This window comes from Streptomyces xantholiticus (assembly GCF_014651015.1).
GTDB classification, from domain to species: Bacteria; Actinomycetota; Actinomycetes; order Streptomycetales; family Streptomycetaceae; genus Streptomyces; species Streptomyces xantholiticus.
Genome location: NZ_BMWB01000002.1, coordinates 1 through 26605, shown reverse-complemented (window position 1 = coordinate 26605; position 26605 = coordinate 1). Strand labels below are relative to the sequence as shown.

Below are 26605 nucleotides of genomic sequence, written 5' to 3'. Positions count from 1 at the left end.
GCTACGAGCCTAAACGGTGCTGGAGACTGAGCCGCATCGCCGGGTCGGGGGTGCGGACGAAGCCCAGGGAGGTGTACAGCGGTTCGCCGTCCGGCGAGGCCCTCAGGTCGATCTTGCGGACGCCGCGCTCACGGAACCAGCCGAGCAGCCCCTCCATGCAGGCGCGTGAGTAGCCGCGGCGGCGCATGTCCTCGTCGGTGGCGACGCTGAAGACATAGCCGCAGGTGCCCTCCGGATTGCCGGGACTGCCGAGCCGGTACTCGATGGTGCCGACCGCGCACGCCGCGAGACCACCGGGTCCGCCAGGTCCTTCGACCGGCCGCTCGACGACGAACGCCGTCAGACTGCCGGCCGGGTCCGCGAGCCGGTCCCGCAGGGTCGCCACCGCGGCGGGCTGCCAGCTGACATCGGGATCCGGGCCGAGGAAGGAGTCGTGCATGACCTTGCGCAGGCGGACCAGCTCTTCGGCGTCGGCAGGTGTGGCACGGCGGGAGAGGCTCATGATCCGACAGGCTAGTTCCGGCCTCTGCGGAAATACCAGGGGATCGGGCTTGCTTGGAGTGCACTCCAAGGTTTTAGCGTGGAGCGCATGACGGTGATCGAGAGCACCATCGAGAACACCCCGGCACGGACAGATCCCTGCAAAGCCGCTCCCCCCGCACATCCACGCCCCGAAGGACACGACCGCTACACGATCAGCGAAGTCGCCGCCTTCACCGGCCTCACCGCGCACACCCTGCGCTGGTACGAGCGGATCGGGCTGATGCCGCACGTCGACCGCTCGCACACCGGCCAGCGGCGGTTCACCAACCGCGACCTCGACTGGCTCGCCTTCGTCGGCAAACTGCGGCTGACCGGGATGCCCGTCGCCGACATGGTCAAGTACGCCGAGATGGTCCGCGAGGGCGAGCACACCTTCGAGGCGCGCGCCGAACTGCTGCAGCGCACCCGGCGCGACGTGCTCGAGCGGATCACCGAACTCCAGGACACGTTGGCGGTGCTGGACCACAAGATCAAGTTCTACGCGGACGCCCGCACGGCGTCGGAGAGGCCCTGACCCCTGATGAGCAACAGCAAGATCGCACAGGTCCGCCTCGGCACGAACGGCCCTCTCGTCGGGGTCCAAGGCCTCGGCTGCATGGGTATGAGCGAGTTCTACGGCGACACCGACGAAGCCGCGGCACGAGAAACGCTGGAGGTGGCGCTCGCGGAGGGCGTCACGCTCCTCGACACGGCCGACGTGTACGGGCGGGGCGCCAACGAGGAGTTCCTCGCGCCCTTCGTCCGTGCACACCGCGACGAGATCACGCTCGCCACCAAGTTCGCCATCGAACGGACCGACGACCCGGACTTCCGGCGCGTGCGCAACGACCCCGCTTACATCCGCCGGGCCGTCGAGGACAGCCTGCGGCGGCTCGGCGTCGACGTCATCGACCTCTACTACATGCACCGCCGCGACCCGGCCGTGCCGCTCGCCGAGTCCGTCGGTGCGATGGCGGAGCTGGTCGAGCGGGGCCTCGTCAAGCACCTGGGGCTGAGCGAGGTGACGGGCGCGGAGCTGCGCGAGGCGCACGCCGTGCACCCCATCGCGGCGCTGCAATCGGAGTGGTCCCTTTTCAGCCGAGACGTGGAGCGCAGCGCGGTCGGCGCGGCGGCGGAACTCGGTGTCGCGTTCGTCCCGTACTCGCCGCTCGGCCGGGGCTTTTTGACCGGCGCGTTCACCGACGCGGGCAAGGACCTGTCCGAGGGCGACTTCCGCCGGTACCAGCCCCGTTTCACGGGCGAGAACGCCCGGACGAACGCGGCGCTGCTCGAGCCCGTTCACAAGATCGCGGCAGCGCACGGCGCGACGGCGGGGCAGGTGGCGCTGGCGTGGGTGCAGCAGCGGGCCGACGTCCACGGGCTGGCGGTCGTCCCGATCCCGGGCACGCGGAAGGCCGCGCGGCTGAGGGAGAATCTGGCGGCGACGCGGATCGTCCTGACGGACGACGAACTGGCGGCGCTGGAGCCGATAGCCGGGAGGGTCGCCGGAGACCGCTACCCGGACATGTCGTCGACGTCGGCGGCCCGCGAGTAGCGCCTTCGGGCCCACTCCCACCCCGCTGTAGCGAATTCGCGGCTCCGCCGCGGGCGGGGCGGACCCCGGACCCGGTCCGGGCTCCGGGAGGCATGCCGGGCCCGCCCGGGGTCGTTCCCCGTGCTGATCACGGTGTATTCGGGGTTTGACCGGGCCCGGTCCGGGCCGTTCGCCGCGCTGCGCACGGTGTTGGGCCCGGACCGGGCCCGCGTACCCGCGCTTCGCGCGGTGTCGTCGATGTCCCCGCTCGTGCGGGGGAGGAGTCCGAGCCCCGGGGTCAGCGGGAGTCTTTGGACGCCGCGGAGCGCGGGGTCCGGAGCGCCTGCCGCGCCACGCGGCGGAGCCGCAATCCGGTACAGCGGGAAGGTGGGGGGTACCCCGCGGCCCCGGGCCGAGGGGGCGAACGGCCCCGCGCAGCGGTCCCGCGGCGAACGTCAGAGCTCGGCCAACAGCTCCGCCTTCTTCCGCGTGAACTCCTCGTCCGTCACCAGCCCCGCCAGATGCAGGTCCCCGAGGTGCCGTATCCGGTCCGCGATGTCCGCAGGGTCGCGGCGGGACGCGGGGGCGGTCAGGGCCGGGGCGGGCGTCTGGCTGCGGATGGACTCGAGGACCGCCGCCGCGAACGGCAGGGACTCGTGCACCGGCCCGTACCCGAGCCCGAAGACGACCGCCGCCGGGTCCTGATCCGCCTGCGCCGCGGCGCTCTCGGCCCCGTCGGAGACATCGGCGTCGCCGCGCCGCAGCAGTCGCAGATAGCCTTCGAAGACCTCGGGCGAGCGCCATTCGACGCCGCTCAGCTCCGACACGGCGAAACTCTGGTCGCCCGCCTTCCACTTGGCGGACGACGCCCCGGTCCAGAACCACCGGAACGCGACGTTCGAGCCGTCGAAGGACGCCTTGCCGTCGTACGCCTTGAAGCCGAGCGGTGCCTGTGGCGCCGAGACGAGGTAGCGCTCGGCGGGCCTGCCCGCGTCAGGGCCGAGCAGGGCACGCAGTTCGTCGGCGTAGTACTCGGCGAGCGTCTCCCGCTCCGCCGGCAGCACCAGCCGGTAGGGATCGCACCCTTCCTTGAGCTGCCCGGCGGCCGCCTCCATCAGCGGGTCCACGCCGGGTCTGGGAACAGCGTGCAGCACCACCGTGCCGCGCTTGCCCGGGGTGAGCGTCACCGACGCCAACGCCTCGTGCGGAACGCGTCGTTCGCGCAGCGAGGAGAGCAGCTTCGGTGTGCGGATCCCCCGTTCGAAGCGGATGAGCACGGAGTCGGTCTCGAACTCCCAGGTGGCTTGAATTCCGGCCAGCACATCACCCATGTGCCTCATCGTATGCGGCTCACGCCCGCGCGTCGCCCCTCGGCGGCCATCCCTTTTGGGCGGGCTCTACGCGCGTCAGACCGCTCAGGCACCGGAAATACCACTGCGGCACGTGTCGGTGTCGCCTGCGCAGCTCACGTCGGCGTAGGCGCCGACAGCTATGTCGGCGAAGTTCTGGACGCTTTCCGTTCCCGGCTCGAAATAGCCGGTATGGCCGACGGCGCCCGCCGCGGAAAGGACCCGCGCGCCGAACTCCGGTGTCACCGGGTCCTCCCCGTGACCGAGCCCGCCGACCTCCAAGTGCGGGACGCCCTCGATCCAGTCGTCGGCGTCGCGCATGGCCCAGACCCTCGCCGTCGTGTGCAGTCCGGCGACGTTCTCCGCGCGCATGCCCGGGCTGCCGGCGACGGCCACGTCGCGGACCCGCGCGGGCAGTTGACGGGCGGCGACGCCGCAGACCACGGAGCCGTAGCTGTGGCAGAAGAGTGAGACGGGCGAGCTGCCGGGCAGTGCCCGGGTGAGCGCGACCAGCCGTACCGCTCCGCTCTCCGCGAGCCTCCCGATGGCCGACTCCATGCCGACCCCGACGGGGGAGGTGTAGTCGGCCCAGGCGATGACCGCGGTACGGAGCCGGGGTGCGGCCGCCCCCTGCGCCGCGTACAGGGACTGGGCCATCCCGACGGGGGCCGTGTACTTGCGGGTGGAGCGCTGGAAGGTGAGCAGGTTGGTGTCGACGCCGGGCACGATCACCGAGACCCGCTGCGCCCTGTCGAGGTCGCCGAAGACCTCGGCCACCCGGCCGGAGCCGGACGGGTCGAAGGCGAGGATCTGCCGGTCGCCGCTCATCAGCGCCTCGAACCTGTGCATCCGTCGCACTGCCTGATGGTGGCCGGCGGCCGTCAGACCGGGACCCGCGACCCGTCGGCGCTCACGCGCCAGGGAAGTCGCCAGCGCCTTGCGGTTCGCCCGGTAGCGCAGTGTGACGGGCGCGCCGTTGAGGTTGCCGACGATGTGCGGGTACTCGTCGGCGAGCCGGGCACTGCGGGCGCTGCCGAGCGATGCGAAGAACGCGGCGAGTTGCTGCGGCGGAGTGTTCACGCCGGGCAGCTCCCTGGCCCCGATGCGAGCCTTGCTCCAACCGGCCAGCTCGGCTTCGAGGGCGTCGCGGGGACCGCGCTCATGCCGTACGGCCGTCCAGCCGGTGGTCGCCAGCATCACGAACACCACCGCGAGGGCGAGCAGGGCACGCCACACGGTCGGGGTGGGGGAGGTGTCGAAGGAAGTCACTTCGGGACACCCTAGGAGACGGGTGCGGGCGCAAGCGATCAGCGTGAGGCAGATCACGTGTCGCAGAGGGAATCGATGGGGAGGAGAGTGACGTTCCGTGCGCGTTGCGTACGTCCGACGAGCACGGACCCGGCACATTCTCCGTGTGTACGGCCCCTGTTGGAGCGCCTCCTGGGGGCCTCGCGTCTCACTGCCCGGCCGGTGTGCGCCAGTTCCCCGCGAGCGCGGGGCCGAGCTGGTCGAGGAAGGCCTCCGTCGGTGAGCGGATCGCTTCCACGCTGGGATCCTGCCCCTGACCCCACAGCCGTCCTGTGGCCCGCATCACACCGCTGAACGCCGCCACCGCGATCCGGGGCCGCGGATCGGTTTCACGTCGAGGTCCTCCCGCTCGGCGACGAGCCGGGCCGGCGCCTCCTCCATCACGGTGGAGCGGCGCATGCTCCCGGCGAGCAGGGCCGGGGTCGACTCGATCATCCGGCAGCGGGACGTTCTTCCTGCAAGGGCGTCCAGGGCATGAGCCCGGTCGGCGGCATGGTCTGCACCGCGGCCGCCATGTTCGGCATGACCGCGCTCACCGAAGACACCGGCACTCTCGCGACGTCCCTCTGGTTCGGCCTCCTCGGCCTCGGTCTCGCGCCGGTCATGGCCGGCGCCACCAAGGCCATCGTGGGCAACGCCCCGCTGGGGCTCTCCGGCGTCGCGGGGCGGTCTCCAGCAGGCCGCCATGCAGGTCGGCGGCGCGCTCGGTACGGCCGTCCTCGGCGCGGTCATGACCTCCAAGGCCAACGCCGAGTTCGCCGGCAACTGGCAGGACGCGGGCATCCCGGTCCCGCCGGACCCGCGGCTGGAGCAGGCGGCCGAGTTCGGCGCCGTACCCGGCGAGCTCGCCCAGGCGCCGGGTAGGACGCCGGAGCCTGTCACCAGGATCGGTGATCTCATCCACGAGACGTTCATGTCGGGCATGGGCCTGGCGTTCACCGTCGCAGGCATCGTCGCGGTCGTCGCGGCCCTGGTCGCCGTGCTCGCCAAGCGCGGACAGAACGCGGAGGCCGGTGGGGGCGCGGCCCCCATCTGACGCCGCGCGGCGTCAACACGCTGCCCTCGACAGCCCCGCCGGGCGCCCCCGGCGGGTCTGTCGCCTATCAGGGTGATTCACCCCGCCGCCCCTTCCGCGGCAGGGACACCGCAGGTCAGGGTCGATCCACCGATTCGTACGACCCACGGGGACCCCTGATGCGCGAGACCGTCACCGCCGCGGCCCTGATCGCCGCCGCACTTCTGTCGCTGCTGCTCCGGCCGATCCACACGGCATCCGCCGCGCCGCCGCCACCCCTCGGTGAGTGCGCGGCAGGCGAACTGTGCCTCTGGGCCGAGGCCGACTTCCGCGGGGCACGCCACACCCATGAGCTCGCCGGCACCGACATCGAGAGCTGTGTGCCGCTGCCGCCCGGCACCTCGGCGCATGCCCTCGCCAACCGCACCGGCCGGCCCGTCACGACGTACCAGTCGGCCGAGTGCGCGGAGACCGGCGAGTTCGAGACGTACCCCGGCGGCGGCACATGGGTGCCGAAATCGCCTTACCGGGTGCGGGCGTTCAAGATCTGGGAGAACTAGGAGCGGGCTCGGGTACGGAGGCGGTGCCCTCCGTACCCGACAGCCGCGCCACCTCCGCCCGCAGCTCACGCACCTCGTGCGTCAGGGCCTCCAGCAGCGCCGTCTGCCGCCGCTCCTCGGCATCGTCCCGTTCGAAGCGGGAGATGAACCACGCCGCGATGTTCGCGGTCACCACACCGAGCAGTGCGATACCGGAGATCATCAGCCCGACCGCGAGCAGCCGTCCCAGCCCCGTCGTCGGCGCATGGTCGCCGTAGCCGACCGTCGTCATCGTGGTGAACGACCACCACACCGCGTCGCCCAGCGTCTTGATGTTCCCGTCGGGCGCGTCCCGCTCCACGTGCAGGACCGCCAGCGAACCGAACATCATCAGCCCGACCACCGCGCCGCCGACGTACGTGGTCAGCGTGATCTGCGGCGCCATCCGGGCCCGCCGGCCCACCAGCAGCAGCGTGGACACCAGCCGCAGCAGCCGCAGCGGCTGCACCAGCGGCAGCAGCACCGCGACCAGGTCCAGTGGATGGCTGCGCACGAACAGCCACTTCCCGGGCGCCAGCATCAGCCGTACGACGTAGTCCAGGGCGAATGTCCCCCACACCACCCACTCGGCCACCAGGCACGCCGTGTGAGCCCAGCGCGGCGCGCCCGGCGCCATGATCGGCACCGCGTAGGCGACCGCGAACACGAGGGCGAGCGCCAGCAGGGGCGTCTGCATGCGCTGTTCCCAGCGGATCTGGGCGGTTTGCTGCTTCATGCCAGGCATCGTAAGGAAACGACGAGGGCGGCGGACCCCGCGGGTCCGCCGCCCTCACCGGATTGCCGCCGCTATGCGTCGCCGCCCGCCGCGCCCGGCTCGGCCGCCGACACGTCCAGCAGCTGGTAGCGGTCCACCGCCTGCTTGAGCGCGCTGCGGTCGACCTTGCCCTCGCGGGCCAGCTCGGTCAGCACCGCCAGCACGATCGACTGCGCGTCGATGTGGAAGAAGCGGCGGGCCGCGCCCCGTGTGTCCGCGAAGCCGAAGCCGTCCGCGCCCAGCGACTGGTACGTGCCCGGTACCCAGCGGGAGATCTGGTCGGGCACCGACCGCATCCAGTCGGAGACCGCGACGAACGGGCCCTCGGAGCCGGACAGCTTGCGCGTCACGTACGGCACGCGCTGCTCCTCCTCGGGGTGCAGCAGATTGTGCCGCTCCACCTCGACCGCCTCGCGGCGCAGCTCGTTCCACGACGTCGCAGACCACACGTCCGCGCGCACGTTCCACTCCTCGGCGAGGATCCGCTGCGCCTCGACGGCCCACGGCACGGCCACGCCGGAGGCCATGATCTGCGCCGGGATGGAGCCCTGCTCGCCCTGCCTGAAGCGGTGGATGCCCGCGAGGATGCCTTCGACGTCCACGTCCGCCGGTTCCGCCGGGTGCTGGATCGGCTCGTTGTAGACGGTGAGGTAGTAGAAGACGTCCTCGGCGTCGGGACCGTACATACGACGCAGACCGTCCTTGACGATGTGCGCGATCTCGTAGCCGAACGCCGGGTCGTAGGCGACGCACGCCGGGTTGGTCGAGGCGAGCAGCTGCGAGTGGCCGTCCGCGTGCTGCAGACCCTCACCGGTCAGCGTCGTACGTCCCGCGGTCGCGCCGAGCACGAAGCCGCGCGCCAGCTGGTCGGCCATCTGCCAGAACTGGTCGCCGGTGCGCTGGAAGCCGAACATCGAGTAGAAGACGTACACCGGGATCAGCGGCTCGCCGTGCGTGGCGTACGCGGAGCCGGCGGCGATCAGGGACGCGGTGCAGCCGGCCTCGGAGATGCCGTCGTGCAGCATCTGACCGGTCGGCGATTCCTTGTACGCGAGCAGCAGCTCACGGTCCACGGCCTCGTACTGCTGGCCGAGCGGGTTGTAGATCTTCGCACTCGGGAAGAACGAGTCCATACCGAAGGTGCGGTACTCGTCGGGCGCGATCAGCACGAACCGCCTGCCGATCTCCTTGTCCCGCATGAGGTCCTTCAGGAGCCGGACGAACGCCATGGTGGTGGCGATCGACTGCTGCCCGGAGCCCTTCTTCACAGCCGCGTACGTCTTGTCCTCGGGCAGTGCCAGCGGCTTCGCCCGGACGATCCGGGTCGGCACATAACCGCCGCAGGCCTTGCGGTGGTCGTGCATGTACTGGATCTCTTCGGAGTCGCGGCCCGGGTGGTAGTACGGCGGAGCGCCGCCCTCGAGCTGCTGGTCCGTGATCGGGATGTGCAGCCGGTCGCGGAAGCGCTTCAGGTCGTCGACCGTCAGCTTCTTCATCTGGTGCGTGGCGTTGCGGCCCTCGAAGTTCGGCCCCAGCGTCCAGCCCTTGATGGTCTGCGCAAGGATCACCGTCGGCTGACCCTTGTGGGCCTTGGCGGCCTTGTAGGCCGCGTACACCTTGCGGTGGTCGTGACCGCCGCGGCCCAGCATCAGGATCTGGTGGTCGCTCATGTTCTCGACCATGGCCCGCAGCCGCTGGTCGCCGCCGAAGAAGTGATCGCGGATGTACGCGCCGGTCTCCGTCGCGTACGTCTGGAACTGGCCGTCCGGTGTGGTGTTCAGCTTGTTGACCAGCACGCCGTCGCGGTCCTGGGCGAGCAGCGGGTCCCAGGAGCGGTCCCAGACCAGCTTGATCACGTTCCAGCCGGCGCCGCGGAACTGCGACTCCAGCTCCTGGATGATCTTGCCGTTGCCGCGCACCGGGCCGTCGAGGCGCTGGAGGTTGCAGTTGACCACGAAGGTCAGGTTGTCCAGGCCCTCGCGGGCGGCGATGGACAGCTGGCCCAGCGACTCGGGCTCGTCCATCTCGCCGTCGCCGAGGAACGCCCATACATGCGAGTCGGAGGTCTCCGCGATGCCGCGCGCCTCCATGTAGCGGTTCATGCGCGCCTGGTAGATGGCGCCGAGGGGGCCGAGGCCCATCGAGACCGTCGGGAACTCCCAGAAGTCCGGCATGGACCGCGGGTGCGGATAGCTGGAGAGCCCGTACGGCTCCTTGGACTTCTCCTGGCGGAAGCCGTCGAGCTGCTGCTCGCTGAGCCGGTCAAGCAGGAAGGCGCGGGCGTAGATACCGGGGGAGGCGTGCCCCTGGAAGAAGATCTGGTCGCCGCCCTTGCCGTCGTCCTTGCCGCGGAAGAAGTGGTTGAAGCCCACGTCGTACAGGGAGGCGGAGGAGGCGAAGGTGGCGATGTGCCCACCGACGCCGATACCCGGGCGCTGGGCGCGCGAGACCATCACCGCCGCGTTCCACCGGGTCGCGTTGAGGATCTTGCGCTCGATCTCCTCATTGCCGGGGAAGAACGGCTCGTCCTTGGTCGCGATGGTGTTGACGTAGTCCGTGCTGCGCATCTCGGGCACGGCGACGCGCTTCTCGCGCGCCCGCTCGATCAGACGGAGCATCAGGTAGCGGGCCCGTTCCCGGCCCCGCTCGTCGACGGCGGCGTCGAGGGAGTCCAGCCACTCCTGGGTCTCTTCGGGATCGAAGTCCGGGACCTGGCTGGGAAGGCCGCCAATGATGATCGGATTGCGATCTGATCCGGAAGCCACGCTGTTCCTTCGCTGTTCGGAGGTACTGGGACGGCAGAGCTGTCGTACCGCCTCCCATCGTGTACCGCGGGGAGGCTCACGTCATCTCTACCGATAGGTAACCCTTGAACCGGCCGGGATTCGGCCCCTGCCCGGGGTAGGGGCAGGGTCGAATCGCAACCTTACGCCCAACCCGTCCATGTGTTTCGTTCGGTCGTTCGGATCCCATTGAGATGTGAAAGGGTAGGAATGCCGCGTAGGCGGCGGAAGGGTGTGGCCACCATGGCGGTGCGGACCGCAGCTTGCCTGGAGTTGCGCCGAGACGGCCGCAAACGTCACCGTTTCGGCGGTCTGGACGGCCGGGTACTTGCGCGATCCGTCCCGCCCGTGTGGACTACGGCCAATGCCGCGCGTACGCGCGCGGCCGAAGCATTTGTCGAAAACGATCAGGAGGCAAGCCGTGAGCGCGACCGCGGACCACGCGGAGGAGCGGACCAACCCGGCGGCAAGGCTGGGGTTCGAGCCCGGACAAGTGGTCCAGGAGATCGGCTACGACGACGACGTCGAGCAGGAGCTCCGTGAGGGCATCGAGGCCGTCACCGGCCAGGAACTCGTAGACGAGGACTACGACGACGTCGCTGACGTCGTGGTGCTGTGGTTCCGCGACGAGGACGGAGACCTCACCGACGCACTGGTGGACGCCATCGGTCTGATCGACGAGGGCGGGGTCGTCTGGCTGATGACCCCCAAGACCGGCCGTGACGGCTACGTCGAGCCCAGCGACATCAATGAGGCCGCCCAGACCGCGGGTCTCTCCCAGACCAAGAGCATCAACGCCGGCAAGGACTGGAGTGGCAGCCGGCTGGTCACCCCCAAGGGGGCCAAGTCGGGGAAGCGCTGAGCCGCCGAGCCGCGAAGAGCAGGCATCAGGCCCCCACCGGCGCAAGCCGGCGGGGGCCTTCTGCGTAGGCTGGTCCCTCCGGAACGGCTCACAGAGCTCACAGAAGGGAAACGCTCTCCATGGCGATCGAGGTCGGCGACAAGGCGCCGGAGTTCGAGCTGAAGGACAACCACGGCCGCACCGTGGCGCTCGCGGACTTCCACGGCGAGAAGAACGTCGTACTGCTCTTCTACCCCTTCGCCTTCACCGGCGTGTGCACCGGCGAGCTGTGCGCCCTGCGCGACGAGCTGCCGAAGTTCGTCAACGACGACACCCAGCTGCTGGCCGTCTCCAGCGACTCGATCCACACCCTGCGCGTCTTCGCCGAGCAGGAGGGCCTCGAGTACCCGCTGCTGTCCGACTTCTGGCCGCACGGCGAGATCTCCCGCGCCTACGGCGTCTTCGACGAGGAGAAGGGCTGCGCGGTCCGCGGCACCTTCATCATCGACAAGGAGGGCGTCGTGCGCTGGACCGTGGTCAACGGCCTGCCCGACGCCCGCGACCTGAGCGACTACGTCAAGGCGCTGGACTCGCTCTGATCCCGCGCGGGGGTTTCAGCAGGTATCCCCCGGAAATGACACGGCGAGCGGGAACCGGTCACTAGGATCCGTTCGTTGATCCGAATAGCCACGCACTACGGGGGCGCTGCCCCTTAAAACCAATGGAGGGACTCGTGGGAGTCAGCCTCAGCAAGGGCGGCAACGTCTCGCTGACCAAGGCCGCGCCGAACCTGTCCGCGGTTGTCGTGGGCCTGGGCTGGGACGTCCGGACCACCACCGGTACCGACTTCGACCTCGACGCCAGCGCCCTGCTGACGAACGCCGAGGGCAAGGTCACCAACGACGGCAACTTCGTCTTCTTCAACAACCTCAAGAGCCCCGACGGCTCCGTCGAGCACACCGGTGACAACCTCACCGGTGAGGGTGAGGGCGACGACGAGCAGATCAAGGTCAACCTGGCCTCGGTCCCGGCCGACGTCGACAAGATCGTCTTCCCGGTCTCGATCTACGAGGCCGAGAACCGCCAGCAGTCCTTCGGTCAGGTGCGCAACGCGTTCATCCGCGTCGTCAACCAGGCCGACAACAGCGAACTCGCCCGCTACGACCTGAGCGAGGACGCCTCGACCGAGACCGCCATGGTCTTCGGCGAGCTGTACCGCAACGGCGCGGAGTGGAAGTTCCGTGCCGTCGGCCAGGGGTACGCCTCGGGCCTGCGCGGCATCGCGCAGGACTTCGGCGTAAACGTTTGATCATCTGATCCAGACAGCAGTCTCCGCGTCCGGCGCCGCACTCTCCGTGCGGCGCCGGACGCGCCTGGGCCCCCACCGGGCCCTCGGCAAAGCCACCCAGGGGAGGACTCACCACATGGGCGTCACGCTCGCCAAGGGAGGCAATGTCTCCCTCTCCAAGGCCGCACCCAATCTCACTCAGGTGCTCGTAGGGCTCGGCTGGGACGCGCGCTCCACCACCGGCGCGCCCTTCGACCTCGACGCCAGCGCGCTCCTCTGCCAGAACGGGCGGGTGCTCGGCGACGAATGGTTCGTCTTCTACAACCAGCTCACGAGCCCCGACGGCTCCGTCGAGCACACCGGTGACAACCTCACCGGTGAGGGAGACGGCGACGACGAGTCCCTGCTGGTGGACCTCGTCAAGGTGCCGGCCGACGTGGACAAGATCGTCTTCCCTGTCTCCATCCACGAGGCGGACAACCGCGGCCAGACCTTCGGACAGGTCAGCAATGCCTTCATCCGCGTGGTGAACCAGGCCGACGGTCAGGAGCTCGCCCGCTACGACCTGAGCGAGGACGCCTCGACGGAGACCGCGATGATCTTCGGCGAGCTCTACCGGTACGGCGGCGAGTGGAAGTTCCGGGCCGTCGGGCAGGGGTACGCGTCGGGTCTGAGGGGCATCGCTCTAGACTTCGGGGTCAACGTTTCGTAAAGCCGCGTGCGGCGCGGGGGAGAACCCTCCCCAGGCTCGCCCGGGGGACAATTACACGATTGGGTAGCCAGTGGTTCTGAAAACCTTCGGCTGGTCGTTCGCCGTCACGGCGCTCGGCCTCGCATTCGCCGCCTGGCAGTGGGGCTGGGAGGCGTTCGGGATCGTACTGATCCTGTCGATCCTCGAGATCTCGCTGTCGTTCGACAACGCGGTTGTCAACGCCGGAATCCTCAAGAAGATGAACGCCTTCTGGCAGAAGATCTTCCTGACGATCGGCATCCTGATCGCGGTCTTCGGCATGCGGCTGGTCTTCCCCGTCGTCATCGTCGCCATCAGCGCCAAGGTCGGTCCGATCGAAGCGGTCCAGCTGGCCATGGACCAGCCCGCCAAGTACGAGGACCTGGTCACCGACGCCCACGCGGCGATCGCCGCGTTCGGTGGCATGTTCCTGCTCATGATCTTCCTCGACTTCATCTTCGAGGAGCGCGAGCACAAGTGGCTGGCCTGGCTGGAGCGGCCGCTGGCCAAGCTCGGCAAGGTCGACATGCTGTCGGTCTGCATCGCCCTGATCGTCCTGCTGATCACCGCCGTCACCTTCGCCACCAACGCCCACACCAGCACCGGCCATGTCGACAAGTCGGCCACAGTGCTCCTCTCCGGTGTCGCCGGCCTCATCACGTACCTCGTCGTCGGCGGTCTCTCCGGTTACTTCGAGGACAAGCTCGAGGAAGAGGAGGAGCGCGAGCACGAGGAGGAGGAGAAGGCCAAGAAGGAAGGCAAGCCCGTCTCCGCGATCGGCCTGGCCGGCAAGGCGGCGTTCTTCCTCTTCCTGTACCTCGAAGTGCTCGACGCGTCCTTCTCGTTCGACGGCGTCATCGGCGCGTTCGCCATCACCAACCACATCTTCTGGATGGCGCTCGGCCTCGGCATCGGCGCGATGTACGTCCGGTCCCTCACGGTCTACCTGGTCCGCCAGGGCACCCTGGACGACTACGTCTACCTGGAGCACGGCGCCCACTACGCGATCGGTGCGCTGGCGGTCATCCTCCTCGTCACCATCCAGCACGAGATCAGCGAGATCATCACCGGCCTCGTCGGTGTCTTCCTGATCGCCGCGTCCTTCTGGTCCTCGGTGCGCCGCAACAAGGCGCTCGAGGCCGAGGGAAATGCGGGGGGCGGCGGCCCGGGAGAGAAGGCTGAGGTCTCCTCCGGGGTGTGACGCCCACACCATTGAGGAACGCTTCCTTGCGGGGCGGCCGGGTGCTCCCGGCCGCCCCGTCGCGTTGTCCCCTGCGGAGCGGGGCGACCAGTTCACGACTAGGGGTGGGGCATGGCCATCTGGGACAACCTGTGGCGGGGCAGGGCGGAGCAGTTCGATTCGGGCAGTGCCTCGACGAATTCCATCGAGCTGACCAAACGGAACCCGTCCGTCTCGCTCACCAAACAGGGCGCGGCAAGCGGCAACCTGCGCGTGAACCTTTCCTGGCGGATGCGCACCTCCGACATCGAGGGCCGCTCGCGGCAGAGCGGACGCCTGCTGCGGAACCCGATGAAGCTCTTCCAACCGGATGTGGTCCAGGCGCACACCCAGGGCATGGTCAACGTCGACCTCGACCTCGGTTGTCTGTACGAGCTGACCGACGGCAGCAAGGGCGTGGTGCAGCCGCTGGGCAGCTTCTTCGGTGACCTGAACGGCCCGCCGTACGTGAAACTCAGCGGCGACGACCGCTTCGGGGCGCCGTCCGGCGAGACGATCTTCGTCAACCTCGACCACCGGGAGTCGATCAAGCGACTGCTGTTCTTCGTCTACATCTACGACCAGACCCCGGCCTTCGACCGCACCCACGCGCACGTGACGCTCTACCCCAGCAACGGCCCCCGCGTCGAGATAGAACTCGACGAGCGCGCACCGCAGGCGCGGTCGTGTGCCGTGTTCTCGGTGGACAACAGCAAGGATGGGCTGACGGTTCGGCGTGAGGTCAAATTCGTCTACGGCTTCCAGGCGGAACTGGACCGGCTGTACGGGTGGGGCCTGCAGTGGGGGCGGGGCTACAAGTCGCAGTCGCGGGCGTAGCGCGCACGACGGGGTGCGTGTGGTTCCTGCGCGGGAGCCTGTCCCTTTTCCCGCCCCTTGCCGAAACCGGGGCAGGCCCCCGGACCCCGTGGCGCCGTCCGGGCTCGGCCGAGCCCCGGGGGTCTCCGGGATGCCGGGCTTCGCGCGGGGGCACGATCGTCGCTGTCCGGCGACCCGTCTGTCGACGGGGGCGTGTGGCCCCTGCGCGGGAGCCTGTCCCCTCTCCGCCCCTTGCCGTAACCAGGCAGCCCCCGGAGCCCCTGGCGCCGTCCGGGCGGCCTTCCGGACTCGACTCGGCCCCGGGCCGGTCTGTGGGGGATTTCGGGGAGGGGCCGCGCCCCCCGGGGCGGGTCTCTGCGGGGTACGGGCGGCTTCGGGCGGGCAGGATTGCCGGTGTGCGGCGAGCCGGCATGTCGGCAGGCGGAATGCGCCTCGTTGCCCCGCCTGCCCCTTCCCGAGGTTGGGGCAGGCCGCGGACACGTGACGCCGTCCGGGCTCGGCCCAGCCCCTGGGTCTCCGGGATGTGCCGGGCTTCGCGCGGGCGGGCAGGATGTGCCGCTGCGCTGCGACCCCCGGCCCGTGGGGGCACGCGATTCAGGCCTTGCTGCTCCGGGCCGCGCTCGGCGGGGCGGGAGCCGGGGTGGAGCCCCGACAGGACCGGCCCGCTCCAGCCCGCGCCGGGGGCACCTCCCACGGCCGCCAGACCCCGGGTCCGGTGAGGGGTGGGGGCCGTCAAGGGCGCTGGAACTGCGGGCCCATCGGGGGGAGGCGGAAGCTCGGGTCGGGGGCGTACGCCGCCGCCGCGGCCGGTTGCGGATAGCCGTAGGCCGGCTGTGCTGCCGGCGCGGGCTGCGTCACGTCCGACGGCGGATAACCGTACGCCGGCGCGGGCTGCACATCAGGCGCCCCCGGCGCCCCCGCCTCCGCCTCGGCCGCCCCAGCCTCGTCCACCGAGATGCCGAACGCCGTCGCCAGCCCCACCAGCCCGGTGGGATAGCCCTGCGCCACCGCGCGGAACTTCCAGCCGTCGCCGCGCCGGTACAGCTCACCGCAGATGATCGCCGTCTCCTCGCCGGTCTCCGGCTTCACGTCGAAGACGGCCAGCGGCTCCCCGTCGGCCGCCGCGCCCGCGTCGTGGAGCAGTATCCGCAGGTCATGTACGTGCTGGAAGGTGCCGCCGTCGGAGGACGCCGCGATCACCACCTGGTCGACGGACGCGTCCAGGGCCGCCAGGTCGGCCTCGACCGTGTCGGTCAGGTGCTCTGCGACGCGCTTCTTCGGCAGCCGGCGCACCAGCCCGGAAGGGTGGCGTGGCTGGTTGTAGAAGACGAAGTCCTCGTCGGAGCGCACGCGGCCGTCACCGCCGAGCAGCAGGGCGGAGGCGTCCACATCCGGCACTCCCGCGCCCGGGGTCCAGCGCAGCACGGCCCGTACGGCCGTGGCATCAAGAGGGACGTTCGAGCCCTTCAGCATCGCGTGCGTCATGCCCGTCATCCTGCCTGGCCTAGGGGGGCCGGGACAACGCGGGGCCCAGTTCCGGGCCCCGGCGGCCCTCGTGCGGCTACGTGGACGACAGGGGCGAGAAGCGGACGAGTTACCTCGATTTCATGCGCTTGGGGAACTCTTGACACCTGTGCTTACGTACTATTACCGGCCACATGTTGTCAGGGCCTAACCGGCAGTACGGGGGATTCCATATGCGTCATTTCGGGCACATCTCGCCTGCCGTCCGGGCGAGGCTGTTCCACCAGGAGCCGTGCCACTTCGGCGCGGACTCGGCGGCCCGGACGCTGGCGGCTGCTCTGGGCGCCACGCTCTACAGCCCGGCCACCCGGCCCAGGCTGGCGGACGACGTGCTCAAGCAGGCGGCCCGCGGGGTCGTCTCCATGGTGCTGTGCCTGGAGGATTCCATCGACGACGCCGAGGTGGCCGAAGCCGAGGCGAACATCGTCCGGCAGTTCGTCGACCTCGACGCACGGGGCGGGGAAGTGCCGCTGCTCTTCGTCCGGGTCCGCAACCCCGAGCAGATTCCGGATCTCGTGGGGCGCCTGGGCCAAGCGGGACGCTTGTTGTCCGGATTCGTACTACCGAAGTTCACCGAGGAGCGGGGTGTGCCGTTCCTCGAGGCGCTGGCGACCGCGGAGGTCGGCAGCGGTCGGCGGCTGTTCGCCATGCCCGTCCTCGAGTCGCCGGAGCTGCTGCACCTGGAGACCAGGACCGAGGCGCTCACCGGTATCGCCCGCACCGTCGACAAGTACCGTGACCGGGTCCTCGCGCTGCGTCTCGGCGTCACCGACTTCTGCTCCGCGTACGGGCTGCGCCGCTCGCCCGACATGACCGCGTACGACGTACGGATCGTGACGTCCGTCATCGCGGACGTGGTCAATGTGCTCGGCCGCTCCGACGGCACCGGGTTCACGATCACCGGACCGGTGTGGGAGTACTTCAGGTCCCAGGAGCGCATGTTCAAACCGCAGCTGCGCCGCAGCCCCTTCCTCGAAGGCCGCGCGGAGGAACTGCGCACCGCGCTCATCGAGCACGACCTGGACGGTCTGCTCCGCGAGATCGAGCTGGACCGGGCCAACGGCCTGCTGGGCAAGACCTGCATCCACCCCTCCCACGTGCTGCCGGTGCACGCACTGTCCGTCGTCAGCCACGAGGAGTTCAGCGACGCGCAGGACATCCTGCGGCCGGAACGCGGCGGCGGCGGTGTGCTGCGCTCCGCGTACACGAACAAGATGAACGAGGTGAAGCCGCATCGCGCCTGGGCCGAGCGGACCCTCCTGCGGGCCGAGGTCTTCGGCGTCGCCAAGGAGGACGTCGGTTTCGTGGAACTGCTCGCGGCCGGACTCACCGACTGATGACGACAAGGGGCGAAGAGGACGTGGTGTGGTCGGGAAGCTGGGTCGCGGAGCGGCTCGGAGTCGGACTCGTCGGCGACGAGGGACTCCAGGAGCTGCTGGGCCTGGCCCTGCGCCGCAATCCCAAGCGGGCGCACCTGCTGGTGTCGAACGTCCTGGGCAAGCATGTGCCGCAGCGGCCGGCGGTGGTCTGGCGGGCGGGCTACGACCTCGGTTCCCGCGTGCGTGACCTGCTCGGCGCGGACGAATGCCGGCGCGCGGTCGTCGTCGGCTACGCGGAGACCGCGACCGGGCTCGGCCACTCGGTCGCGGACGGCATAGGCCTCGCGCCCTACCTGCACTCCACACGCCGCCCGGTCGACGGGGTGGCCCCGGCGGGCGGCTTCGAGGAGTCCCACTCCCACGCCACCTCCCACCTGCTGCTGCCTCAGGACCCTGAGCTGCTGGCCGGGACCGGTCCGCTGGTCCTGGTCGACGACGAGTTCTCCACGGGCAACACGGTCCTCAACACGATTCGCGACCTGCACGAGCGATACCCGCGCGAGCGGTACGTGGTCGTGGCCCTGGTCGACATGCGCTCCGCGGCCGACCTCGGTCGGCTGGACGCCTTCGCGAAGGAGATCGGCGCCGGCGTCGACCTGGTGGCCATGGCCTCCGGCAGGGTCGACCTGCCGGACGGTGTCCTGGAGAAGGGTCAGGCACTGGTCGCCCACCACGAGCGCAAGCCTTTGGCAGGCACCCTGCCTGCCGTGACCGTGGCCGTGGCGGAGCCTGCGGCCCGCTCCGGCCACACCCGCGTCGAACTGGCCTGGCCCGCCGGCGTGCCGGACGGCGGCCGGCACGGCTTCACCCCCGCCCACCGGGCGCAGCTGGAGGCCGCGCTGCCGGCCATGGCCGCACAGATCGCCGAAGCCCTCACCCTCCCGGACACGCGGCCCGTCGCCCCGGACACGCCGCCTGTCGCCCCCGTCGCCCCGGACACGCGGCCCGGCCGCCTCCCGCGGGTGCTCGTGCTCGGGAACGAGGAGCTGATGTACGCGCCGCTGCGGCTCGCGGTCGCCCTTGAGGACGCCGGCGCCGCGGCCGAGGTGCGGTACTCCACCACCACGCGCTCGCCCGTGCTCGCCGTCGACCACCCCGGCTACGCGATACGCACCCGCCTGGTGTTCCCCGCCCACGACGACCCCGCCGACGGCCCCGGTGAGCGCTACGCGTACAACGTGGCGGGCGCCGGATTCGACGCCGTCGTCGCCGTCGTCGACTCGACCGCCGACACCCCGGAGCTGCACGCGCCCGACGGCCTGCTGGCCCGGCTCGCCGCCCACACCCAGCACGTCGTGCTGGCCGTCGTCCCCAGTTACGTACCGCAAAACCACGCGCCCGAAGGACCTGAGAGGCCCTCCATGCTTCCCCAGCCGCTCCGCGGACCCGCTTTCTCCTCCTATGCGCCGGAGGAGGTCGGCTGGCTGTTGCAGGACCTCTCGGACGTGGAGCTCGAAGCGCCCACGGAGGAGCGCGAGGAGGCCATCCAGAGCGGTGGCGCGCACTACGCGGAGTCGCTGCCCGTCGAGTACCAGCCGAGCGAGCAGTACCAGCAGCTGTTCCAGGCCGCGCTGACGGTGTCCGCGGCCCGTATCGCCCGTGCCGTCGGAACCGTCACGGACACCGTCCTCGCCGAGCGGACCCCGCGCCCCGTGCTCGTGTCACTGGCCCGCGCCGGCACGCCCGTCGGCGTGCTGATGCGCCGCTGGGCCCGGCACCGGCACGGCCTCGAACTGCCGCACTACGCCGTGTCCATCGTGCGCGGCCGCGGCATCGACGCCAACGCCCTGCGCTGGCTCGCCGAGCACCACGACCCGGCCGACGTCGTCTTCGTCGACGGCTGGACCGGCAAGGGCGCCATCACCCGCGAACTGGCCGAAGCCCTGCGGGACTTCCCCGGCTTCGACCCGGAGATCGCCGTACTCGCCGACCCGGGCGGCTGTGTGCGCACGTACGGTACCCGCGAGGACTTCCTCATCCCGTCCGCCTGCCTCAACTCCACGGTCTCCGGCCTGATATCCCGTACCGTCCTGCGCGCCGACCTGGTCGGCCCGGACGACTTCCACGGAGCGAAGTTCTACCGGGAGCTCGCCGGCTCCGACGTCTCCGGCCACTTCCTCGACACCGTCGCCGCCCACTTCGACGAGGTCGCCTCCGCCGTCGACGCCGACGTCAAGGAACTGCTGTCCGCCGACCGCACCCCCACCTGGGAGGGCTGGGGCGCCGTCGAGCGGATCAGCGAGGAGCACGGCATCCACGACGTCAACCTCGTCAAGCCCGGCGTCGGCGAGACCACCCGTGTCCTGCTGCGCCGCGTCCCCTGGAAGATCCTCGCGAGCCGCGGCGCCGGCGCCGACCTCGACCACGTACGGCTGCTGGCCGAGCAGCGCGGCGTACCGGTCGAGGAGGTCGACGAACTCCCGTACAGCTGCGTAGGGTTGATCCACCCCAAGTACACCCGGGGCGCCACGGGCGCCGACGGCAGGGCGGTGGCCCAGTGACCGTACTCGTCGCCAGCGACCTCGACCGCACGCTCATCTACTCGAACGCGGCGCTCGGCCTCGGCATGCCGGACGCCGTCGCCCCCCGGCTGCTGTGCGTCGAGGTGCACGAGCACAAGCCGCTGTCGTACATGACGGAGCGTGCGGCAGGGCTGCTCACCAAGCTCGCCCAGGACACCGTCTTCGTACCGACGACGACCCGTACCCGCAAGCAGTACCAGCGCATCAGCCTGCCCGGCCTGCCGCCCAAGTACGCGATCTGCGCCAACGGCGGGCACCTGCTCGTCGACGGCATCAGCGACCGCGACTGGCGCGATCAGGTCGCGTCCCGGCTCGCCGCCGAATGCGCGCCACTCGCGGAGATCCGGGCACATCTGGGCAGGACCGCCGACCCGGCGTGGCTGCGCAAGGAACGGGTCGCGGAGGAGCTGTTCGCGTATCTCGTCGTCGAGCGGTCGCTGCTGCCGGAGGACTGGGTCAAGGAGCTGGCCGTGTGGGCGGAGGCCCGGGGCTGGACCGTCTCCCTGCAGGGCCGCAAGATCTACGCCGTGCCGAAGCCGCTGACAAAGAGCGCCGCCGTGCGCGAGGTCGCCCGCCGCACCGGCGCCCGGCTGACCCTGGCGGCGGGCGACTCGCTCCTCGACGCCGACCTGCTGCTCGCTGCCGACCGCGCCTGGCGGCCCGGCCACGGGGAGCTCGCCGAGGCCGGCTGGCGCGCCCCGCACGTCGTCGCGCTGCCGCAGATGGGCGTGGCGGCGGGGGAGGAGATCGTGCGGCTGCTGCGTCAGGAGGCACGTCGGTTCCGTCGCGAACGGCAGGGCATCAGCTCGGTCGTGTTCCCGCCCCTGGCGTGAGCGGCGGCCGGGCAGGCGTCGGCGTCAGTCGCGTCGTGTTCCCGCCTCCGGCATGAGCGGCGGACCGCGGCGAAGGCGACCACCGCGAGCACCACTCGCGGCGGGTGCCGGCGGTGCTGCGCGACTTCGGTTCGCGACGGTGCCGCCCTGTGGACGGGGCGGCACCGAGGTGTGGCCCCGCCCTGGGCGCTACTGGATCGGCCCCGTGTGGGCCGGGCCCCGGATGGGTCGGGCCCCGGACGGGTCGGGCGGCGGACCAGGTCCGGCTTCCGGAGCCGGCCGCCGCCCGGACGGCCGGGCCGTCCCGGCTCCCCGCGGCCCGCCCGGACGGACCGTGGGGAGCCGGCGGCTGCCGGGTCAGCCGCAGCAGCCGCCTCCGCAGCAGCCACCGCCGCCTCCGCCCCCGCTCGGGGCGGGTGCGGCGGACTTCGTACCGCCCACGGCGACCGCGGAGAGCAGCTTGACGGTGTCGTCGTGGCCCTCCGGGCAGTTCGCGGGGGCGGAGGACTCGGCCATCGGGCGGTTCACTTCGAAGGTGTCGCCGCAGGTCCGGCAGCGGAATTCGTAACGAGGCATGCCGGTAAGGCTAGCGGCGTGCGCGTGGCTTGCGGGAGAGCAGCCGGCGGCCGATCTTCGACGCACCGCTGGTGCCGTCGGTGAGAGGGTCGGCCGCGGGCCCCTCCGGGGGTCCGGTGACGGGGCCGGGGGAGGGCCGGGCGAGCGGTTGCCGTGCCGCGAGATCCGCGCGGCGGCGGCTCGCGCGCTGCTCCCACTCGGCCTGCTCGGGGTGGCGGGCCTTCCAGTACGGGTTGTCGTGCGGCAGGGTCGCGCTGACCCGCCCGTACATACCGAAGAACATCAGCAGCACACCCACCACGAAGCTGAACATCACGTTCTGGATGCGGAAGGCCAGCGGGTTGAAGCTGCGGTCGAGCAGCGCGAGGTTCACGAAGCCGCTGAGGATGAACAGGATGCCCAGCACCATGTTCACCGTCGAGGCGAAGTTGCCGCCGATCACCATGCTGACGAAGAGCAGCAGACCGACGGCGATGGACAGGACGCTCAGCGCGCCGTTGGTGTTCAGCCCGGCGACGGTGTCGCCGCGGGTGTCGAAGAAGCCGATCCGGTCGATGAGCCCGAGGATGCCGAACGCGACCAGGACCAGCCCCATCAGCCCCGCGCCGACCCGGTAGAAGCGGCTCAGACGGTGATCGACGGGCAGATGCTCGTCCAGCTTGATACGGCGCCGGGCCTGGGCCCGGCTCTGACGCCGGCCCTGGTCCGGTCCCCTCGAGTGCAGTACGTGTGCGGCCATCCCCGGCCTCCTTCGTACGTACGCGTACACCGGAATCCCAGGATCCGCCCGGTGAGCAAGGGCCACAACCGGCGAGACCCCTCGCCCCGAGGCCGGCCGGCGGGTCAGCCGTGATGCGTGCCCCGCTCCTCGCGGATCTGCTCGACCACGTGCGCCACGGTCCGGCGTACGCCTTCCGTCTCGGTGAGGAAGTGCCAGTAGTCGGGGTGCCTGCCCTCGAGCCCGGCGACAGCGCGCTCCAGCCGCGCCACCGAGTCGTCCAGGGGGCGGGCGTGACGCGGGTCCGGGGTGGTACGCCCGGCCATTGCGAGACGCTGGGCGTCGCGGATGGCGAACCGGGTCCGCTCGATCTCCTGCTGCGGGTCCTTGGCGACGGCGTTGAGTCTCCGCAGCCGGTCACCGGCCGCGGAGACCGCCTCGTCGGTCGAGTTCAAAAGCGCGCGGACCGTGCTGAGCAGGGCCGTGGCGTCCGGCCAGCGCTGCTCCTCGCGCGCCTTTCCGGCCTCCCGAAGTTTCTCCTCGGCCTGGCGGACGGTGAGCGCCGCCTGCTCGGGGACGGGCTGGAGGTCCTGCCAGCAGGCTGCCGTGAAGCGGCGGCGCAGTTCGCTGAGGACCGGCTCGACCTGCGCGGAACGGGTGGTGAGCGCCTGGGCGCGGGTGCGGAGCGACACGAGGCGCTTGTCGATCTCGGCGGCGCGCTCGGGAAGCCGTTCCGCATCGGTACGTACGGCTTCGGCGTCGCGCAGGACGCGGTCGGCGCGCTGCAGTGTCTCCTGGACGCCGTGCCGCCCGGCACCCTCGTTGAGCTTGGTCAGCTCGGGGCCCAGCGCGGCGAGACGGGCGGCGAGATCGTTCGCTCTCAGACCGGAGCTGCGGACCGAATCGAGAGCGGCGCTCGCGGCGATGAGCGCCTGTCGCGCCCGTTCCACCGCCGGTGCCAGCCTGGCCAGCTGCGTCTCCGCCTTGTCCAGCAGCGGCCCCAGTCCCCGCTCGAACCGGTCCAGATCACCCTTGACCCGTACCAGCTCGTCCTTCGCCCGGGTCAGCTGCGTACGCGCCTGCGCCGCCACCGAGGCTTCCAGGTCGTCCCGGTCCAGATCATGTGCGTCAACGGCGGTGATGTAGGCGTGGCTCACCTCGTCGATGCGCCGCCCCAGCGCGGCGAAATCCTCCACAATACGCCGCGCCCCTGGCGAACTGTCCACCGCCGTGATCGTTTCGATCGAGATCCGCAGATCCCGCTGCGCCGTGTCCAGCTCGTAGAACGCCGCGGCGGCGGCGTCCTTCGCGGCCTGCGCATCCGCCCGCTGACTCTCGCTCCGGCCGCCGAACCAGCGCCGCGTCCCCCCGCCCCCGGCGAACGCGGCCGGCAGCAGCGCGGCAGCGGCGGCGAGAACCGGCAGCGGGAGGAGCATCAGCGCCACGACGCTCCCCAGGTCGCGCCGAACACCCCCGGAACCACCCGTCGGAACACCCCTGACGGCGATCGCTCGTGCCGAGTCGTGCGGCCGTGCGTCTCTCGCCGTCACATCCCTCTCCCGTGCTGCGTCCGCCCTGCCCCGTACCGGTGCGGTTAATTCTCCCACCAGGAAAGGACGAACACACGGGCCCGTTAGTTCGCGCTGCGCACGACGACTTTGCCGTTGTCGCTCACGGCCTTGACCACGTGCCTGCTGTCCTCGTCGGTGGGAACGGCGACATCCACGTCCCCGTTGTCGCTCTTCGCGTCCACCGCGTACGACGCACCGGCGGCCGGGAGCCGGACCTCGCCCCGCCCGTTGTCGCTCACCGCCTCGACCCGGTCGGCCACCGCCGCCAACTCCAGCCGCACCGACCCGTTGTCCGACCTCGCCACGATGTTCTTCCCGGTCACCCGCTCCGCGACGACACCGCCGTTCCCGCTGCCCAGTTCGAGCGCCCCCGTGCAGTCGGTGACCTTCACGCTGCCGTTGTCCGACCGCAGCTTCAACGGGGTGTCGAACCCGCTCGCCCGCACGCTCCCATTGTCGTCCTCCACGGTCACGGCGGTGCCCCGCGGCACCTTCACCGTGTGCCGCGCCACGCAGTCACTGGCGACGGCGTCGCACTTCACCGTGAGCGTGCCGTCCGCCATCCTCCACGTGGCATCCGGCCCGTTCCCGAGGAACACCCACCCGTCGACCTGCCGGGTCACCTCCACCTCCTCGACGTCGGCCGGCACCAGCTCGATGTCCGAGTTGTCGGAGTCGATGGTCAGCGTCCCACCGCCGAGCGGGAACGACTTCTTCTCCACGGCCGCCTCACTCGCATCCGCACTCCCGCACCCGCCGAGCCCCACCCCGAGCAGCAGCACCCCCGATGCGGCGAGCCCGCCCCGTACGGCCCGGCGCTGACGGCGGCGGAGTCGGGTGGGGCTGTCATGGCGATCGTCCCTCCAGGTAGCTCTGTGTGATGACCCTTCACACTACGAGCACGCGGCTCGGGCCTCGATCCGGCCGCCCACCGTCTCCCGGGTGGGGCTGTCCCCCGTACGCGGAAGGGGCGCGGCGGAACGGTTTGGAGCAGCACGGTGTACGCCATGTACGCTGTTCCCTCATCCACGGGTGCGTAGCTCAGGGGTAGAGCGCTGCTCTTACAAAGCAGATGTCGGCGGTTCGAAACCGTCCGCGCCCACCAGTGCAAAGGCCCCCAGCCGATCATGGCTGGGGGCCTTTGACATCCACATCTGACATCAACGGGGGCGTTCACTCACGGCCGGGCCGCCTCTTGAGCATCCGGTCCATGTGGCTGACAGCCTCGCGCTGCGTGTCCTGGACGACATGCGTGTAGACGTTCATCGTGACGGCGATCTGACTGTGCCCAAGGATCTCCATCACGACTCGGGGAGCGACCCCGGCCGCGGTGAGCAGGGTGGCGCAGCCGTGCCGGGCGTCGTGCAGCCGGATGACGCGAAGGCCGGCCGAATCGGCGACGCGGGTGAACGAGCGGTACAGGTTCCGTGGCTCGATCGGCTGCCCGGTTCGCGTGGTGAACACGTAGCCCGTTTCCTGCCAGTCGGCACCAGCGCGCTCACGCTGGGCAGCCTGCCGCAGACGCTGCCAGCGCAGGGGTGCGACGCAGATAGCAGGCAGCGGCAGCGTCTGCTTGCGGCGCCGCCCCTTCGGATCGTCCTCGTAAACCTCACCGCGCACCCGCTGGCGCTGCGTCCGCACCCGAATCTCCCGCTTCTCGAGGTCGATGTTCTCCCAGCGAAGACCGACGACCTCCCCACGCCGAAACCCGAGCGCGATGGCGAGCACGAAGGCCGCGTAGAGCGGGTCGGTACGAGCAGCGGCCAGGAAGCCCAAAGTCTCGTCCAAGGACCACGGCGACAAGTCGCGGGCGTCGACCGAGGGTGGCTCGACGAGCGTTGCCACGTTCCTCGTGACCAGTTCCTCGCGGCAGGCAGCTGTGAGGGCGGTCCGCAGCACGCGGTGCGACTCCTTGGCGGTCGCGGCGGTGGTCTTCTTCTCCAGCTGGACCAGGAAGCGCCGGACGTCAGCGACGCTCAGCGATTCGAGCCGCTTGGAGCCGAGCATCGGGACCAGGTAGAGCCGCACGTGTACTTCGTACTTGGCGTACGTCGTCCGCTTCCTGCGCGGCTTGATGATGTTGTCCAGCCAGTACGGCAGCCACTCGGCGAGCCTGGCCGACCGGGTGGGCACGGGCACGCCCTGGTCCACCTTGTCGAGGAGTTCGCGGCGCTTGGCGTCGCACTCGGCCCAGGTCTTCCCGTAGGCGAACTTGCGGGCGCGGGTGCCGTCAGGCTGGAGAACGTAGACGGCGGCCTGATAGCGGCCGTCCTTGCGCTTGGTGATGGTGCCCGCGCCGTTGGGGTTGCGCTTGCGCTGGGAGGCCATCAGGCAGCCTCCTCGATCTCGCGGGTGATGAAGTCCCGTACGGCGTCAGCCGGTACGCGTCGTGCTCGTCCGATGGTGATGGAGGTCAAGCGGCGCGAGCGGATCAGGTCGTAGACCGTGGAGCGTCCTAGCTTGAGCCGCGCCATGACCTCGGGCACGGTCAGCAGTTCGGCGGTGGCGGTGGTCATGCTGCGGCTCCTTCCAGGGCGAGTTGGTCTTGCAGTGCTTCGCGGGCGGTTTCGCGGTTGAGTTGGATGTCGCGGGCGATGGTGGCGGCGAGTGCGGATTCGCCGGGGGTGTGGCCGTGGCCGGCGTACTCCCAGGAGGCGAGGACGAGGACGGTGTCCGGGTCGCCGAGGGCGTCGTGGTCCTGGG

The 26605-nt window shown here is 70.6% G+C and carries 24 protein-coding genes, 1 tRNA gene and 3 pseudogenes; 14 read left to right on the top strand and 14 right to left on the bottom strand.

Annotation, left to right across the window (positions count from 1 at the left end):
* Window position 1: 1 nt before the first annotated feature.
* Window positions 2-502: a GNAT family N-acetyltransferase gene (locus IE198_RS04450; protein WP_189882896.1), complete on the bottom strand. Its 501-nt coding sequence runs from the start codon at window positions 500-502 to the stop codon at window positions 2-4.
* A gap of 87 nt (window positions 503-589) precedes the next feature.
* On the opposite strand from IE198_RS04450, the gene IE198_RS04445 reads away from it, so the two are divergent.
* Both IE198_RS04445 and IE198_RS04440 read left to right on the top strand, forming a co-directional pair.
* The gene (locus tag IE198_RS04445; RefSeq protein ID WP_189882894.1) at window positions 590-1057 is read left to right on the top strand and encodes a MerR family transcriptional regulator; all 468 of its coding nucleotides are present in this window, start codon (window positions 590-592) and stop codon (window positions 1055-1057) included.
* Window positions 1058-1063: 6 nt separating this feature from the next.
* Entirely contained in the window at window positions 1064-2077 is a 1014-nt protein-coding gene (locus IE198_RS04440) for an aldo/keto reductase (protein WP_189882892.1), read from the top strand.
* 434 nt (window positions 2078-2511) lie between these two features.
* Here IE198_RS04440 and IE198_RS04435 read toward each other — a convergent pair whose 3' ends face one another.
* The 3 genes and pseudogenes from IE198_RS04435 to IE198_RS04425 form a co-directional block, all read right to left on the bottom strand.
* Complete coding sequence (locus IE198_RS04435; RefSeq protein WP_189882890.1) at window positions 2512-3387, bottom strand: DUF4429 domain-containing protein; 876 nt, start codon at window positions 3385-3387, stop codon at window positions 2512-2514.
* Window positions 3388-3471: 84 nt separating this feature from the next.
* Window positions 3472-4674 carry an alpha/beta hydrolase gene (locus tag IE198_RS04430; RefSeq protein ID WP_189882888.1) on the bottom strand — a complete coding sequence of 401 codons (1203 nt, stop codon included), beginning with the start codon at window positions 4672-4674 and terminating at the stop codon, window positions 3472-3474.
* A gap of 187 nt (window positions 4675-4861) precedes the next feature.
* Window positions 4862-5151, bottom strand: a pseudogene (locus tag IE198_RS04425) (acyl-CoA-like ligand-binding transcription factor); the annotation flags it as partial.
* 42 nt (window positions 5152-5193) lie between these two features.
* On the opposite strand from IE198_RS04425, the pseudogene IE198_RS04420 reads away from it, so the two are divergent.
* Window positions 5194-5749: pseudogene (locus tag IE198_RS04420) on the top strand (MFS transporter); the annotation flags it as partial.
* Window positions 5750-5907: 158 nt separating this feature from the next.
* A complete protein-coding gene (locus IE198_RS04415; RefSeq protein ID WP_100106992.1) occupies window positions 5908-6288 on the top strand; it encodes a peptidase inhibitor family I36 protein in 381 nt (126 codons plus the stop codon).
* Here IE198_RS04415 and IE198_RS04410 read toward each other — a convergent pair.
* Together IE198_RS04410 and aceE are read right to left on the bottom strand one after the other, a co-directional pair.
* Window positions 6269-7042: a potassium channel family protein gene (locus IE198_RS04410; RefSeq protein WP_229833738.1), complete on the bottom strand. Its 774-nt coding sequence runs from the start codon at window positions 7040-7042 to the stop codon at window positions 6269-6271. The genes IE198_RS04415 and IE198_RS04410 overlap by 20 nt on opposite strands.
* A 71-nt stretch (window positions 7043-7113) precedes the next feature.
* Window positions 7114-9846, bottom strand: a complete 2733-nt coding sequence (gene aceE / locus IE198_RS04405) for a pyruvate dehydrogenase (acetyl-transferring), homodimeric type (RefSeq protein ID WP_189882884.1) — start codon at window positions 9844-9846, stop codon at window positions 7114-7116.
* A 439-nt stretch (window positions 9847-10285) separates the two neighbouring features.
* Between aceE and IE198_RS04400 the strand changes: the two genes are divergently transcribed.
* From IE198_RS04400 to IE198_RS04375, 6 genes are all read left to right on the top strand, one after another.
* On the top strand, window positions 10286-10726 hold the full coding sequence (locus IE198_RS04400; RefSeq protein WP_100106989.1) for a DUF3052 domain-containing protein: 441 nt from the start codon (window positions 10286-10288) through the stop codon (window positions 10724-10726).
* Window positions 10727-10845: 119 nt separating this feature from the next.
* Complete coding sequence (locus tag IE198_RS04395) at window positions 10846-11304, top strand: peroxiredoxin (RefSeq protein ID WP_189882882.1); 459 nt, start codon at window positions 10846-10848, stop codon at window positions 11302-11304.
* Between the two features lie 134 nt (window positions 11305-11438).
* Window positions 11439-12014 (top strand): TerD family protein, encoded by a 576-nt coding sequence (locus IE198_RS04390; RefSeq protein ID WP_189882880.1) that lies wholly within the window; start codon window positions 11439-11441, stop codon window positions 12012-12014.
* A 115-nt stretch (window positions 12015-12129) separates the two neighbouring features.
* Window positions 12130-12705: a TerD family protein gene (locus tag IE198_RS04385; RefSeq protein WP_189882878.1), complete on the top strand. Its 576-nt coding sequence runs from the start codon at window positions 12130-12132 to the stop codon at window positions 12703-12705.
* 70 nt (window positions 12706-12775) lie between these two features.
* Window positions 12776-13924: a DUF475 domain-containing protein gene (locus IE198_RS04380; RefSeq protein WP_189882876.1), complete on the top strand. Its 1149-nt coding sequence runs from the start codon at window positions 12776-12778 to the stop codon at window positions 13922-13924.
* Between the two features lie 111 nt (window positions 13925-14035).
* Window positions 14036-14779: a TerD family protein gene (locus IE198_RS04375; RefSeq protein WP_189882874.1), complete on the top strand. Its 744-nt coding sequence runs from the start codon at window positions 14036-14038 to the stop codon at window positions 14777-14779.
* A gap of 732 nt (window positions 14780-15511) precedes the next feature.
* On the opposite strand, the gene IE198_RS04370 is transcribed toward IE198_RS04375, so the two are convergent.
* A complete protein-coding gene (locus IE198_RS04370) occupies window positions 15512-16264 on the bottom strand; it encodes a TerD family protein (protein ID WP_189882873.1) in 753 nt (250 codons plus the stop codon).
* 212 nt (window positions 16265-16476) lie between these two features.
* Here IE198_RS04370 and IE198_RS04365 point away from each other — a divergent pair, with 212 nt between their 5' ends.
* The 3 genes from IE198_RS04365 to IE198_RS04355 are packed head-to-tail and all read left to right on the top strand — an operon-like array spanning window position 16477 to window position 21037.
* Window positions 16477-17640, top strand: a complete 1164-nt coding sequence (locus IE198_RS04365; RefSeq protein WP_189882870.1) for an HpcH/HpaI aldolase/citrate lyase family protein — start codon at window positions 16477-16479, stop codon at window positions 17638-17640.
* A complete protein-coding gene (locus IE198_RS04360; protein WP_189882868.1) occupies window positions 17640-20183 on the top strand; it encodes a phosphoribosyltransferase in 2544 nt (847 codons plus the stop codon). The genes IE198_RS04365 and IE198_RS04360 overlap by 1 nt, the downstream gene beginning before the upstream one ends.
* On the top strand, window positions 20180-21037 hold the full coding sequence (locus IE198_RS04355; protein WP_189882866.1) for an HAD family hydrolase: 858 nt from the start codon (window positions 20180-20182) through the stop codon (window positions 21035-21037). Before IE198_RS04360 ends, IE198_RS04355 begins: the two co-directional genes overlap by 4 nt.
* A 357-nt stretch (window positions 21038-21394) precedes the next feature.
* Here IE198_RS04355 and IE198_RS04350 read toward each other — a convergent pair whose 3' ends face one another.
* The 4 genes from IE198_RS04350 to IE198_RS04335 form a co-directional block, all read right to left on the bottom strand.
* Window positions 21395-21613: an FmdB family zinc ribbon protein gene (locus IE198_RS04350; RefSeq protein WP_100106980.1), complete on the bottom strand. Its 219-nt coding sequence runs from the start codon at window positions 21611-21613 to the stop codon at window positions 21395-21397.
* Between the two features lie 10 nt (window positions 21614-21623).
* Window positions 21624-22352 (bottom strand): DUF4383 domain-containing protein, encoded by a 729-nt coding sequence (locus IE198_RS04345; RefSeq protein ID WP_189882864.1) that lies wholly within the window; start codon window positions 22350-22352, stop codon window positions 21624-21626.
* 104 nt (window positions 22353-22456) lie between these two features.
* The gene (locus IE198_RS04340) at window positions 22457-23881 is read right to left on the bottom strand and encodes a coiled-coil domain-containing protein (protein ID WP_373299764.1); all 1425 of its coding nucleotides are present in this window, start codon (window positions 23879-23881) and stop codon (window positions 22457-22459) included.
* A gap of 83 nt (window positions 23882-23964) precedes the next feature.
* A complete protein-coding gene (locus IE198_RS04335) occupies window positions 23965-24684 on the bottom strand; it encodes a DUF4097 family beta strand repeat-containing protein (protein ID WP_189882862.1) in 720 nt (239 codons plus the stop codon).
* A gap of 248 nt (window positions 24685-24932) precedes the next feature.
* On the opposite strand from IE198_RS04335, the gene IE198_RS04330 reads away from it, so the two are divergent.
* A tRNA-Val gene (locus tag IE198_RS04330) sits at window positions 24933-25007 on the top strand.
* Between the two features lie 68 nt (window positions 25008-25075).
* Here IE198_RS04330 and IE198_RS04325 read toward each other — a convergent pair.
* From IE198_RS04325 to IE198_RS04315, 3 genes and pseudogenes are all read right to left on the bottom strand, one after another.
* Window positions 25076-26230 (bottom strand): tyrosine-type recombinase/integrase, encoded by a 1155-nt coding sequence (locus IE198_RS04325; RefSeq protein ID WP_189882860.1) that lies wholly within the window; start codon window positions 26228-26230, stop codon window positions 25076-25078.
* Window positions 26230-26418 carry a helix-turn-helix domain-containing protein gene (locus IE198_RS04320; RefSeq protein WP_189882858.1) on the bottom strand — a complete coding sequence of 63 codons (189 nt, stop codon included), beginning with the start codon at window positions 26416-26418 and terminating at the stop codon, window positions 26230-26232. The genes IE198_RS04325 and IE198_RS04320 overlap by 1 nt, the downstream gene beginning before the upstream one ends.
* Window positions 26415-26605, bottom strand: a pseudogene (locus tag IE198_RS04315) (replication initiation protein); the annotation flags it as partial. The gene IE198_RS04320 and the pseudogene IE198_RS04315, both read right to left, overlap by 4 nt.